Origin of the sequence: Marinobacter sp. UBA2498, assembly GCF_002341575.1 — a bacterium.
Lineage (GTDB): Bacteria > Pseudomonadota > Gammaproteobacteria > Pseudomonadales > Oleiphilaceae > Marinobacter > Marinobacter manganoxydans.
Window position 1 is genome coordinate 17,403 of record NZ_DDOI01000149.1, and the last position, 12,013, is coordinate 29,415.

Below are 12,013 nucleotides of genomic sequence, written 5' to 3' on the forward strand. Positions count from 1 at the left end.
CCACGGCCTTGATGCCTGCTTCCAGATAGATCGCCATCCGCCCGCTGCTGACCGGCGTGTCCGATATCAGCAGCACGGACAATGACGGATTCACCGCCAATGCATGCTCGGCGATGGTGAGCCCGTCGTTGTCCTGCAGGTTTTCCTCAATCAGCAGTACCGAAGGGGTGGCCCTCTTTAGCCGATTGAGCGTTGCCACTCCGGTCTCCGATTCGCCAACCAGCTCGACCTCATCGTGCAAGAGGATCTGGAATAGCAGGCTGTCACGGAGCAGTCGCTGCCCCATGGTGACGTACAACCTGAGCCTGCGCTGACCTGACGCCATCAGTCTGCCCTGGCCGGCAGATGGAGACTCAATCGAAGACACTGGTCGCCTCCGGTCACGTCGATATCGCCAGCAAGCAGTCGGGTGCTTACGAAGAGCATCAGAAGAGCGCTCTGCTGCTCCAGCAGGGGGCGGGAGAGGCGGGTGATTGGCGCCAGCAGATGGCTGTACATGTGAAGTGGGCTGGCGCTGGCGACCATGAGGCCGCTTTCGGTCCGGGTCAATTCCAGAGCAGAGCGCTCCAGCCCGGAGGCCTTCATCAGGGTTGCCAGTGCCTGGCAAAGGGCCATCAACGGTGTTTGTGTTTCGCTCGTGCCTGCCGGGTTCTCCAAGGCGTCCGCGAGAGCCTGGTCAAAGGCTTGCCGGTTCTGGATGCCGTGCACGTGGCCTGGCTGAAGGGTGCTGAGCTGCCTGCCCGCCATTCCGGCAAAGTCTCTTACAAGATCATGCTCAAGCGCGGTTTCCCGGCTTGCGCGCAGATGGGGTGGCTGGGCAGGAAGTGTGCGAACGGTTGCCAGGGCATCCAGAAAGTCGGCGGTGATCGGTTCGCCGGTAAAACCGTCCACTCGCTCGTTTAGATGTTCAAGCAGTCTGGCTCGTCGTTGCTGGCGAAGCTCCGCGAACTGTTGTTCTGCAATTGAGCGTGAACGGTCTCTTGCAGAGACCAGGGTGCGATGTTGGACAAGAGCCTTGCGGAAGAGCGACAGCAATTCGGCTGCGTTCCATGGCTTCTTCTGATAGCGGAAGATCCGGCCCTCGTTAACTGCATCCATGGCCACATCAACCTCGCCCCAGGCTGACGTGAGAATTCGGACAATTGTCGGGTGCGACTGGCGTAGTTCGTCCAGCAGCTCTTTGCCATGCATCCCGGGCATTCTCTGGTCTGTCATCACCACCGCGACATCGCTGTCTTTCTGCAACACGAGCTGAGCCTCTTCTGCACTGATGGCGCTCAGCACGCGGAATTCGTCCTGCATGCGCTCCAACTGCCTCGACAGATAACGGGTGGCAGTCGGTTCGTCATCCACGATCAGAATCGCCGGTTTGGGGCCCTCGTGGGCCTCGCTGGTATCCGGAGAGAAGGTTTGTCCTTCGCGGGTAAGCGCGGCTGTGAGCACGTGCGACCGGATAACATCGGGATTGACCGGCTGTTCGAAGCAGCGATCGACCAGCTGATGGTCGAGCAGTTTCACGAGGAGGTTCAGCGCAATGGCATCTCCTATGAGGATCTTCAGAATCCGGGGGTGGTGGTCCCTGGCCCGTGCCAGTAGCGACGACTCAAGATAGTCATCAGCGCGGTTCGGAAGCAGAACGATGGCGGTGGGTATGGTGGCAGCCGAGGGCAGGTAGTCGAGTGCCCCCTGGTCAGTGGCGAACGCGTGAATAACGAAATCGCTGGCAAACAAGGTTTCGAAGTGCTGTCGGTCCTGGTCGTCGTCATACCGGAGAAGGATCTCCGCCGCTCCGCTGGTCGCCATGATTACTCTGTATCCTGTTAATGGGGTAGGGAAGAGATTAGCAACAACAGTGGCTTAGCGGTGTAGGAACTTCCTACAGCAGTGCCTTTGCCGGCAATGAAAACCTGGTTCTGTGACAGCCTTGGCACTATGGACTGTCCTGGCGTCAGGAGCGACTACACTTACCAGAGGCTCATCGAAAGGGAGATAACCATGACAGTTCCTGAGAATGGTCTGACGAATCACGAAGTCACCATCTGCCTGGCTGGCGGTGCCGTGCTGGGTCCGTTCAATGCGACCTGGAGCAAGGATTCCGGTGGGGATGTGCGTGAGCTGGTCCGCGAGTACGATGCGTTTCTGCAGGGTGAAAAGCAGCACCGTTACAAGTTTCACCTGCACGACACCTACACCAACACCGTTCATACCCTGATCCTCAATTTTGAACAGGTTACGGGCATCTGCGACCATGTCCGGCTCAGATCCCAGGGCGGCGGCTGAGCCATGGCCGGGCCCCTGGCGTACACGCCAAGAAGCCCACAGTGCAAATGCACGGACAGGAGGGAATATGAGCGAATTCAGAACGGAAACCGACAGCCTCGGGGACGTCCAGGTACCTGCTGATGCGCTCTGGGGCGCTCAAACCCAGCGGGCGGTGGAAAACTTCCCGGTCAGTGGCCAGCCAATGCCTCAGCCGTTTATTGCCGCCGTTGCCCAGATCAAGCGCGCAGCCGCCGAGGCCAATACCAGCCTGGGCCTGCTCGACAACGATCTGCGGGATGCGATCTCCCAGGCTTGCGAAGATCTGGTCAAGGGCGAATACGCAGATCAGTTTCCGGTAGACCGCTACCAGACCGGCTCGGGCACCAGCACCAATATGAATGTCAACGAGGTGATCGCCAGTATCGCCCGCAACGCAGGCTTCGAGGTGCACCCGAACGATCACGTGAACATGAGCCAGAGCTCCAACGACGTGATTCCAACGGCGATCCACGTGAGTGCCGTGATTGCAGCCAAGGAGAAACTACTGCCGGCGCTGTCGCATCTTTGCGGTGTGATCTACGAGCAGGAAGCGGCATTTTCCAGCCAGGTAAAAACCGGCCGCACCCACCTGATGGATGCCATGCCGGTGACCCTTGGCCAGGAGTTGAAAACCTGGCGCGAACAGCTTCTGGCCGTGGAAAAGCGGGTAGAAGCCGCAGCTGATGAGCTGTTGGCCGTTCCCCAGGGCGGCACCGCGGTGGGTACCGGAATCAATGCGCTCCCGGAATTTCCGGGCCAGTTCGTCAAGTTCCTGCGGGCCAACACCGGCTATCCCTTTACGTCGCTCGATCACAAATTCACCGGCCAGAGCGCGGTGGATGCCCCGGTGGCCCTCTCCGCACAATTGCGCGGTGCAGCCATCGTGCTGACCAAGATCGCCAACGATCTACGCTGGATGAACAGCGGCCCTATTCACGGCCTGGCTGAAATCAGTCTTCCGGCATTGCAACCGGGCAGCAGTATCATGCCGGGCAAGGTCAATCCGGTCATCCCGGAGTCCGTGGCCATGGTTGGCGCCCAGGTGATGGGGCTGGACAGCGCCGTGGCCATTGCCGGTCAGTCCGGTAATTTCCAGCTCAACGTCATGCTCCCTCTGGTGGGCGGCAACCTGCTGGACATGACCGATTTGCTCGCCAATGCGGCCATCATGCTGGCGGACAAGGCGATCAAGGATTTCACGGTCAATGCCGACAACCTGAACGCAGGTGTGGGCAAGAATCCCGTACTGGTGACAGCGCTTAATCCCGAGATCGGCTACAGCCTGGCGGCAGACATCGCCAAGGAAGCGTATAAAACGGGCCGGCCAGTCATCGATGTGGCGGAGGAACGCAGCGGCCTGAGCCGGGAGCGGCTCGAGGAGTTGATGGATCCGCTCAAGCTGACCCGGCGCGGTATCGCCTGATCGGTCGTTTCAGAGGGGCGCAAACGCTTGCTGATCATCCTGGAGCTGTTTGTGATGCTGGTGCTGGCCAACGGCACGCCGGTGGTTGCGGCCGGGCTGCTGAAAAACCGCTGGTCGGCCCCGGTGGACGGCGGTCGACTGCTGTCCGATGGTCGCCCCGTATTTGGTGAAAGCAAAACCTGGCGGGGTGTTGTATCCGGTGCACTGGCTTGCGGGCTTTTTGCGCTGTTTACCGGGCTGGGATTCGTGTTCGGGCTTCTGTTCGGCCTGCTGGGGCTGGGAGGAGATCTTCTGAGCAGCTTCATGAAGCGTCGAATGGGTTTGGCATCAAGTGCCCGGGCTGTCGGGCTGGATCAGATCCCGGAAGCCCTCCTGCCCATGCTGCTGGCGATGTGGTGGCTGCCGGTGAGCCTGTGGGTAGTGTTGGTTGTCGTGGTGGTTTTTACCCTGTCCAACATCTATGGCTCACCGCTGCTCTACCGTCTCGGTATACGCCGGCAGCCCCACTAAACCGGGCCGCGAGTCAGGGTGTGAAGGGTTACTTCCGGCGGGCAGTTCAGGCGAACGTTTACCACGGACGTTCCGGAACCCGGTGAGGTGTAGCCCTGCATGCCATTCATCCGCCAGTAACCTCGACCGAGTGTGCGCGGGCAGTCAGAGTCGAGAGTCACCGGTATACCTCCGGGCAGGCAGATCTGGCCGCCGTGTGTGTGTCCGCAGAGAAAGACGTCGTAGCCGGCGTGGGCAGCCTCGCGCCAGATCTCCGGCGTATGGCTGAGGAGGATGCTGGTGCCTCCCGCAGGGATATTGTCCCCCGCCTGGTGCAGGTTGTGGACCTTGAAGAAGTGGGCGTCGTCCACACCCGCGAGGTACAGGGTCTGGCCTCCCCGTTCAATGGGCGCCATTTCGTTCATCAGCAGTTGGTAACCCATGTCTTCCAATGCCGGTACCATGCGAACGCTGTCGTGGTTACCCAGAACCGCATAGGGCTTGCTTTTTATACCGTCCCTCAGCCGCGCCATGCCGTCCAGGGCGCCCTCAATCGGGCCCCACGTGAGTTTCCGGTAGTCGCCGGTCAACACGCACAGATCGTAGTCTAACGGTTCGATCTGGCGCAGGACTGCCTGCAGGTTGGCTTCGTCCATGTCTACGTGCAGGTCGGTCAGATGCAGAATGCGAAAGCCCTCGAAGGCTTCCGGCAGGCCGGGAAGCTGGAAATGATTGTGCACGGTGTTCAGACGCCGGCTGTTGCTCTGGCCCCGGCCCCAAAGGCCAACCATGCGCAAACAGGTACGGATAAAGCCGGGCGCGGTGGCCCAGTTTTCCAGATGGAATGAGCTGTGATCCTGCCCGAATACCTTCGCTTCAGCTTCCCGTTCAATGCCGAGCCTCTGGCGGGCGTGAACAGGGCCGAGCCTCAGGCTCAGGCGGTATTCCAGGAGTTCATCCTGGTTCTCCGGTGTACGAGCCCTTGCCGTCATTTTTCTTCCCTTATATGCCGAGCCGGGCATGGCCGATGTGCTAAGTGGCAAACCCTGTCTGTCATTATGGATGGCCCTCGAAGGTATGCAACCAAAACGACACAATGTTCATGTTTGATGACACACTGGCGGTGAAACCGGCGGAGCAACAGACTCAGGAGATTTATGACGGAACCATCGAGTGATGACAGGCTGTCGTTCAGCCAGATTTTCCTGCTGTTCCTTCGGCTGGGGCTGACGTCGTTTGGTGGTCCGGCAGCGCATCTCGGATTCTTTCACGATGAATTTGTCAAACGTCGGCGGTGGCTCTCAGACAGTGCCTACGCAGAAGTTGTGGCCCTCTGCCAGTTGCTGCCGGGACCGGCTTCCAGCCAGGTCGGTCTAACCATCGGGTTCCTGCGCGGCCATTACCGCGGCGGACTCGCAGCGTGGCTGGGGTTCACCCTGCCATCGGCGGCGATCATGATTGGTCTTGCGTTGGGGTTGAACGCCTGGCCAGAGGCCAGCAGTGGCGGCTGGGTACAGGGTCTCAAGTTGTTTGTGGTGGCGGTGGTGGCCAAGGCGGTCTGGCAGATGGGAACAACCCTGTGCCCGGACCGTCCCCGAATCGCCATGGCGTTGCTGGTAGCGGTGAGCCTTCTGATGATGGGCGAAACCTGGATGCAGATACTGGCGTTGGTCATTGCCGGGGCTGTGGGTTCCTTTCTGGGGTTGGGGAGCGGAGAGGCATCTGAGCCGCTGCATGTGCCACTGCAATCCCGGAAACCTGCGCTTTTTGCGGGGGCCTTTTTGATTCTGTTGTTGGTTTCCTTTCTGCCTCAGGCCACCGGCAGTCTTGGCTGGATAGGCGCTGAAATGTACCGGGCCGGTGCCCTGGTGTTTGGCGGCGGACATGTAGTGCTGCCCTGGCTGCAGGAGGGCTTCGTGGCCTCCGGTGCCATGCCGGCGGACACTTTCCTGGCGGGGTATGGCGTTGCCCAGGCTATACCGGGGCCGCTGTTTTCCTTTTCAGGATTTCTGGGTGGTTCACAGGCCGGTGTTCTCGGTGGTGTGATTGCGGTACTGGCTGTGTTCCTCCCGGGAACCCTGCTTGTATTCGCCGGTCTTCCCCTATGGAGTTGGCTTCGGGAGCATCGTCGCGCCCGGTCAGCACTGGCCGGGGTGAATGCAGGCGTGGTGGGGTTGTTGCTGGCGGCTCTTTATGATCCGGTCTGGGTCTCCGCCGTCCATGGTGCGCAGGATCTGGCACTCGTGCTCGCTATTTGGGTCTGTCTCGCTGTCTGGCGGGTTCCGGTCTGGCTACTGGCGCCGCTGAGTGCGCTGGCTGGAGTGATCCTGCTGTCCTGATCAACGTACATATAATCCTTTCTTCCCGAGCCGGCACACGGGTTGGCAAATCAGCAGGTTTCCAGCCACAATCGAGCGGTTAAAGGCAGATAATTCGAACGCAGAGGTTACCATGACGACATCCTGCAGTATCCCGGGTCTCAACGTACCACGTAGCCGTTTTCCCGATCCTGAACAGGACCTGCCTGCGGCCGAGGGCGAACAGCGTGTCGTGCTGGCTGGCGGCTGTTTCTGGTGTGTGGAAGCCGTTTTCCTGGCCATCGATGGCGTAACCAGTGTTGAGTCCGGTTACGCTGGCGGTCACGCCAGCTCTGCCAATTATGAGGCCGTATGCTCAGGTACTACCGGCCACGCAGAAGTGGTCGATGTTCACTATGACCCTGCCAGGGTCAGTTTTGGCGAACTGCTAAAGGTGTTCTTCTCGGTTGCTCACGATCCCACCCAGCTGAACCGCCAGGGCAACGACCGGGGCACCCAGTACCGCTCGGCTGTGTTCTACGAGACTGCCGAACAGCGGCGGGTAGCCGAGGCCTACATCCATCAGCTCAATCAGGCCGAAGTGTACCCGGACCCGATAGTGACCACGCTGGAGCCGCTGGAGGCATTTTACCCGGCAGAAGAGTACCACCAGAACTTTGCTGCCCGGAATCCCTACCAGCCATACATCATGGCCGTGGCCGCCCCGAAAATGGAAAAGCTTGTAGACAGTTATCCTGATCGCCTGAAGCCGGAATTTACAGACAACGACGCAGGCAGCACCGCCTGAGGAGGCAGACTATGGGAGTTTCCGCTGCAGGTTATGACCTGACACCACTTAACGAAGCACAGGTTGAGGAGAAAGCTGCGGATCTGACATCGGAGGAGCGGCGCGTGCTGCTCGACCATGGCACCGAGCATCCGTTCTGCGGAACCTTGCTGGATAACAAAAAAGCCGGTGTTTACCACTGCCGGCTTTGCGATCTGCCTTTGTTCAGCTCGGACTCGAAGTTTGACTCGGGAACCGGCTGGCCGAGTTTCTTCCAGCCCTTTGATCCGGAGCATATCCGCTACATTGAGGACACGAGTCTTGGCATGACCCGCACCGAAATCCGCTGCCCCCGTTGCGACAGCCATCTCGGCCATGTCTTTCCTGACGGCCCGCCGCCAACCGGGCAGCGCTACTGCCTGAATTCGGTTGCCATGGTGTTTCAGGAAAACGCCTGAGACGAAAAAAGGGGGCCGCAGGGCCCCCGATTCTATTTATTGCCGCCTGTCACAGTCGCCACGTAGTGTGCTACCGCATTTATCTGTTCCTCAGACAGCGACTCGTTGAACGCCGGCATGACACCCACCCCGCTAGTTACGGCATTGACCACCTGTTCCATTGTGGGTTTGAGTTCATCGAGATCCGGGCCGATGGCACCAGCCGAACCGGCGTCCGCCAGGGTGTGGCATATGGTGCAGGAAGGTTGAGCCTCCTGAGTGAATACCTGTTTCCCCTTGTCAAAGTCGCTGGCCATCGTCAGGGGCGACAGTCCGATCAGAGCTATGGCGCCCAGTACTGCAGTTTTTCTCATATCATTGCTTTCCGGATAGGTCGGAGCCGCCGTAATCCCGGGTCGGCTCCGCCAATGATCAACTGATGGCAACCGTGACTCCGTGGTCGCTCCAGCCATTGTGACCGTAGCCACGTTCATTCTCGGTCCGACCCTCAGGTTGGGTGTTGCCCTGCACGTCGGTCGCCCGGCTGACAATCCGGTGCTCTCCGGCCGCTAGATCCGCTGCCAGGACAAACGGCCTCCAGGCATAGGGGCCAAGGTCCGGTCCCAGGAAACGAGCCTGTTTCCAGGTTTTACCACCATCCACTGAAACGTCGACTTTTTCGAGCGGAACAGTGCCACCGAAAGCGACGCCATAGATCATATTGCGACCGTTCTGACCGCTTTCCAGAGGCGATGTTACCCAGGATTTGACGTTCATTTCCCACATGGAAGGCTGATCCGGGGCGCCTTTCACGCCGACATCACGAACCCGGTAGCCTGAAGCCTGGATCTTGGCGTCCGTCTGGTTTTCGGTGAAGGCAACGTTCTTGACGTACTTCACGTTGTTCACGCCGTAGTAACCCGGCACAACCATTCTTAGCGGGCCACCGTGAGTGTGGGTCAGAGGCTCGTCATTCATTTCCCAGGCCAGCAATGCGGTTTCCATGGCACGGGTGGGAACGGAACGTTCCACGATAATCGTTTTCGGGTCCAGGCCGTCGGGAAGTGTCTCGCCGCCGGTGCTGGTGATGTACCGGGTACCGTCAACAGGGCCGCCAAGAGCCTCCACAACATCTTTCAGCGGTACACCGGTCCACATGATGCAGCCCGCAGCGCCAACAGACCATTGGGTACCACTCGCGCCATGGGGGAAGAAGGCGCGACCGTTACCGGAACACTGTAATACGGAGGCAACGGTGGTAACCCCCATCTGTTTCAGGTCGCCGACCGTCAGGTTTCGGGGATTTTTCACGCCCTCGATTCGCACCTCCCAGGCATCCGGGTTATCGGTTACCGAGGCTGGTGGCGCGGGCAGGTTATTACGAACGAACAAGCGGTCACTTGAGGTGATAACGCCATTGCCGATTGCCCCCCGTTGGGTTTCCATCGTGTTTGCGCTGTGAACAATCAGGGCGTTGCGTTCTTTCCAGGCGGCGTAATCCGGGAGTGATTTTGGTTCATCGGCTTTGGCAAGGGGCGTAAATCCCAGCACGCTTACCGCGGCCATGGCGCCGGCACTGCCAAGTAGCAGGGTGCGGCGGGAGGGGTTCTGAAGGCCCGGGTCATTCGGGCCGCGCATCAGCGCTGATTCCTGCTTCATTATCCGTCTCCTTCTTAGGGTTGTCGTCGGACGGTGGGACTGCTTTTTCAATTCTTCGCGGTTATATCCTTATATCTTATAGGTAATGGTTAAAAATTAATCAATACTTTTGTGTGTTATTCAACGGGTTTTTCAGTCGCTATAATTCGCCCCCTATCGAACGCGCAGCAACGAGGCCGCGAACGAACCCGGGAAACAGAGAAGGGTCGCTGAGATGATTCGATTGAAGATGAATCCGCTAACGGAGTCAGCAACGCTTCTTCGGCGGGCGGGTGTGGTTCTGGGCAGTGTCGGATTGACAGCACTCTTTTCCCTGTTGGTTTTGCTGAGGGCGCTGTTCGGGAGGTTGAACCGGCCCATCGTCGACAAATACTGCCGCGAGTGGTCGGCCTCGCTGTTACGATTGGTTCGTGCCAGCCTCACCGTACGCGGGCAAGTGCCTGATTTCGGCGACGGGCGCCGGTACATCATCATGTGCACTCATGCCAGCCACTATGATATTCCGGTCACCTTCGTATCGTTGCCGGGATCGATCCGTATGCTGGCAAAAAAGGAGCTGTTCAGTATCCCGCTGCTGGGGCGGGCCATGCGTGCAGCGGAATTCCCCTCAGTAGACCGCTCCAATCGGCAACGTGCAGTCAGGGATCTGGAGAAGGCGCGGGCGATGATGGAAAGTGGAATCGTGCTCTGGGCCGCGCCCGAGGGAACCCGCTCGCCGGACGGAAAACTTCTGCCTTTCAAGAAAGGCTGTTTTCACCTGGCGCTGGATACTGAGGCGGTGATCGTGCCGGTGGCCGTGCGGGGTATCCACCGTGTTTTACCGGCCCGCACCTGGCAGATCAACCTCGGGCAGCCGGTGGATGTGAGGGTAGGAGAACCGCTGGATACGGCCGGTAAGACCAAAGCCGACCTGGACGAAGTCATGACCGAGGTGCGCGCAAGGCTGACGGAGCTGTTGGGAGACGGTGAAGCCGGTTAGCACCGGCCTCACATCGGCACGCAGATCAGGCCGTACCGGCAGCCACCACCGTGGAGAGCAGATAGCCGGTATAGGCCACGTACACCAGCACCAGGATGCCACCATCCACACGGCTCACCAGTTTTCGCCATCCGGTAAGCCCGTAACCCATCAGGAACAGACCCACCGTGAGCGCCAGCATCAGCGTCCAGTCACGGTAGAGCACTTCCGGGTCCACCGCGAGGGGTTCGATAACAGCCGCGAGACCCACCACGGCGAGGGTGTTGAAAATGCCCGACCCCAGAATATTGCCCAGGATCAGGTCGTGTTCGTTCTTTTTGACCGCGGCCAGAGCCGAGGCGAGTTCGGGCAGGGAAGTGCCGATGGCAACGATGGTGAGACCGATCACCAGATCGCTGACTCCAAGGCTCTGGGCAATCGTCACGGCACCCCAGACCAGCATCCGGGAGCTGACGATCAGCAGTACCAGGCCAATTACCAGCCAGATGACAGCGGTTTTAAGGGGCATGGGATGGGCGATGATCTCGGCATCGGCATCGCCGGCCAGGGGGTCCGCCTTGCCTCTCATGCCCTGATAGATGGACCAGCCCATAACCACCGCGAAGACCGCCAGTAACACCCAGCCATCCATGCGCGAGAGTTGCCCATCGAGCAGTTGGGCACCGGCAATGAGGGTGAGTACGATCAGCAGCGGCAGCTCTTTACGGATCACCTGGGAGTGCACTGCGATAGGCGCGATGACGGCTGTCAGGCCGACAATGAGCGCAATATTGGTAATGTTGGAGCCATAGCCATTACCCAGGGCCAGGCCGGGGTTGCCATCGGACGCGGCCATGGCAGAGACGGCCAGCTCCGGTGCCGAGGTGCCGAAACCGATGATCACCATGCCGATCAGCAGGGTCGGCATCCCCAGGTGTTTGGCGGTCGCCGCGGCGCCCTCCACAAACTTGTCGGCACTCCAGACCAGCAGTACCAGGCCGGCGATGATAGCGCCAAATGCCATTAGCATAGATAGACCTCAGTTGATGAAACGTCCGAGCATGAAAACGCCGGCGTAGCCCAGGGTATAGGCTGCCAGGAGGTGTGCAAGATACCGCAAATAGGCCACAAAGGTCAGCCCCGGGATCTTGCTCATTGCCACGATGCCGGCGGCTGAACCGATCACCAGAAGCGATCCACCCACGCCCACGGCGTAGGTCAGGCCCATCCATTCACCGGGACTCATATCGATACCGGCCTTCAGCAGTGCTGCTGTCAGCGGCACGTTATCGATCACGGCCGAGAAGATTCCCATCAGGTAATTGGCGTAGAGCGGCGGCAGGATATCGTAAATGGCCACCAGCGAGTCCAGTGCGTGAATCTCCTTGAGCATGCCCACCAGCAGCAGAATGCCCAGGAAGAACAGCAGGGTCTCGAATTCGATGATTCGGATGTATTCCAGAATCGGGTCCAGGTCAGAGTCGTCGCTCATGAAGCGCGATACCAGAAACATGATGGACAGGCCGAACAGAAAGGTCAGAACCGGCGGAATTCCGAACAGGGCATTGCCGGCAATGGTGCTCAGGATTGTTAACAAAAACAGGCCGCTGATGACCGCATCCACCCGCCGAACCGGGGTGGTATTGGAACGAAGTGTCACCG

Annotated in this window: 14 protein-coding genes; 7 read left to right on the top strand and 7 right to left on the bottom strand. The window is 59.5% G+C overall.

What is annotated here, in order from left to right; genetic code table 11:
- The coding region (locus B2W52_RS20655) for a response regulator (RefSeq protein ID WP_476738549.1) at positions 1-325 on the bottom strand (325 nt) is incomplete at its 3' end.
- Positions 325-1,803 carry a response regulator gene (locus B2W52_RS20660; protein ID WP_273018567.1) on the bottom strand — a complete coding sequence of 493 codons (1,479 nt, stop codon included), beginning with the start codon at positions 1,801-1,803 and terminating at the stop codon, positions 325-327. The genes B2W52_RS20660 and B2W52_RS20655, both read right to left, overlap by 1 nt.
- Positions 1,804-1,995: 192 nt before the next feature.
- Here B2W52_RS20660 and B2W52_RS20665 point away from each other — a divergent pair, with 192 nt between their 5' ends.
- From B2W52_RS20665 to B2W52_RS20675, 3 genes are all read left to right on the top strand, one after another.
- Positions 1,996-2,280: a hypothetical protein gene (locus B2W52_RS20665; RefSeq protein WP_008171059.1), complete on the top strand. Its 285-nt coding sequence runs from the start codon at positions 1,996-1,998 to the stop codon at positions 2,278-2,280.
- Between the two features lie 67 nt (positions 2,281-2,347).
- Positions 2,348-3,724, top strand: coding sequence for a class II fumarate hydratase (locus tag B2W52_RS20670; protein ID WP_008171062.1), 1,377 nt, complete (start codon positions 2,348-2,350; stop codon positions 3,722-3,724).
- Between the two features lie 27 nt (positions 3,725-3,751).
- Positions 3,752-4,234, top strand: a complete 483-nt coding sequence (locus B2W52_RS20675) for a CDP-archaeol synthase (protein WP_008171063.1) — start codon at positions 3,752-3,754, stop codon at positions 4,232-4,234.
- Here the strand turns inward: B2W52_RS20675 and B2W52_RS20680 are convergent.
- Positions 4,231-5,205 carry a metallophosphoesterase gene (locus B2W52_RS20680; RefSeq protein ID WP_008171065.1) on the bottom strand — a complete coding sequence of 325 codons (975 nt, stop codon included), beginning with the start codon at positions 5,203-5,205 and terminating at the stop codon, positions 4,231-4,233. The two genes, B2W52_RS20675 and B2W52_RS20680, sit on opposite strands and share 4 nt — an antisense overlap.
- Before the next feature lie 165 nt (positions 5,206-5,370).
- Between B2W52_RS20680 and chrA the strand changes: the two genes are divergently transcribed.
- From chrA to msrB, 3 genes are all read left to right on the top strand, one after another.
- On the top strand, positions 5,371-6,552 hold the full coding sequence (gene chrA / locus B2W52_RS20685; RefSeq protein ID WP_273068870.1) for a chromate efflux transporter: 1,182 nt from the start codon (positions 5,371-5,373) through the stop codon (positions 6,550-6,552).
- A 112-nt stretch (positions 6,553-6,664) separates the two neighbouring features.
- A complete protein-coding gene (gene msrA / locus B2W52_RS20690) occupies positions 6,665-7,318 on the top strand; it encodes a peptide-methionine (S)-S-oxide reductase MsrA (protein ID WP_008171069.1) in 654 nt (217 codons plus the stop codon).
- A gap of 11 nt (positions 7,319-7,329) precedes the next feature.
- Positions 7,330-7,755 (top strand): peptide-methionine (R)-S-oxide reductase MsrB, encoded by a 426-nt coding sequence (gene msrB, locus B2W52_RS20695; RefSeq protein WP_008171070.1) that lies wholly within the window; start codon positions 7,330-7,332, stop codon positions 7,753-7,755.
- A gap of 32 nt (positions 7,756-7,787) precedes the next feature.
- Here the strand turns inward: msrB and sorU are convergent, their stop codons facing one another.
- Both sorU and sorT read right to left on the bottom strand, forming a co-directional pair.
- Positions 7,788-8,108 carry a SorU family sulfite dehydrogenase c-type cytochrome subunit gene (gene sorU / locus B2W52_RS20700; protein ID WP_053113084.1) on the bottom strand — a complete coding sequence of 107 codons (321 nt, stop codon included), beginning with the start codon at positions 8,106-8,108 and terminating at the stop codon, positions 7,788-7,790.
- Between the two features lie 58 nt (positions 8,109-8,166).
- Complete coding sequence (gene sorT / locus B2W52_RS20705; protein WP_273068873.1) at positions 8,167-9,393, bottom strand: SorT family sulfite dehydrogenase catalytic subunit; 1,227 nt, start codon at positions 9,391-9,393, stop codon at positions 8,167-8,169.
- Positions 9,394-9,607: 214 nt separating this feature from the next.
- Here sorT and B2W52_RS20710 point away from each other — a divergent pair, with 214 nt between their 5' ends.
- Positions 9,608-10,372 (top strand): lysophospholipid acyltransferase family protein, encoded by a 765-nt coding sequence (locus B2W52_RS20710; protein ID WP_053113082.1) that lies wholly within the window; start codon positions 9,608-9,610, stop codon positions 10,370-10,372.
- A 25-nt stretch (positions 10,373-10,397) separates the two neighbouring features.
- Here B2W52_RS20710 and B2W52_RS20715 read toward each other — a convergent pair whose 3' ends face one another.
- Both B2W52_RS20715 and nhaD read right to left on the bottom strand, forming a co-directional pair.
- On the bottom strand, positions 10,398-11,381 hold the full coding sequence (locus B2W52_RS20715) for a calcium/sodium antiporter (protein ID WP_273068875.1): 984 nt from the start codon (positions 11,379-11,381) through the stop codon (positions 10,398-10,400).
- A gap of 9 nt (positions 11,382-11,390) precedes the next feature.
- Positions 11,391-12,013 (bottom strand): sodium:proton antiporter NhaD (gene nhaD, locus B2W52_RS20720; protein WP_286804008.1); only part of this gene is annotated, 623 nt, incomplete at its 5' end.

Bases quoted from the DNA above. Each gene is read 5' to 3' on its own strand.
- B2W52_RS20665 (WP_008171059.1), top strand. From the start codon at position 1,996: ATGACAGTTCCTGAGAATGGTCTGACGAATCACGAAGTCACCATCTGC.
- B2W52_RS20710 (WP_053113082.1), top strand. From the start codon at position 9,608: ATGATTCGATTGAAGATGAATCCGCTAACGGAGTCAGCAACGCTTCTT.
- sorU (WP_053113084.1), bottom strand. From the start codon at position 8,108: ATGAGAAAAACTGCAGTACTGGGCGCCATAGCTCTGATCGGACTGTCG.
- B2W52_RS20715 (WP_273068875.1), bottom strand. From the start codon at position 11,381: ATGCTAATGGCATTTGGCGCTATCATCGCCGGCCTGGTACTGCTGGTC.
- B2W52_RS20670 (WP_008171062.1), top strand. From the start codon at position 2,348: ATGAGCGAATTCAGAACGGAAACCGACAGCCTCGGGGACGTCCAGGTA.
- B2W52_RS20680 (WP_008171065.1), bottom strand. From the start codon at position 5,205: ATGACGGCAAGGGCTCGTACACCGGAGAACCAGGATGAACTCCTGGAA.
- msrB (WP_008171070.1), top strand. From the start codon at position 7,330: ATGGGAGTTTCCGCTGCAGGTTATGACCTGACACCACTTAACGAAGCA.
- B2W52_RS20660 (WP_273018567.1), bottom strand. From the start codon at position 1,803: ATGGCGACCAGCGGAGCGGCGGAGATCCTTCTCCGGTATGACGACGAC.
- chrA (WP_273068870.1), top strand. From the start codon at position 5,371: ATGACGGAACCATCGAGTGATGACAGGCTGTCGTTCAGCCAGATTTTC.
- msrA (WP_008171069.1), top strand. From the start codon at position 6,665: ATGACGACATCCTGCAGTATCCCGGGTCTCAACGTACCACGTAGCCGT.
- sorT (WP_273068873.1), bottom strand. From the start codon at position 9,393: ATGAAGCAGGAATCAGCGCTGATGCGCGGCCCGAATGACCCGGGCCTT.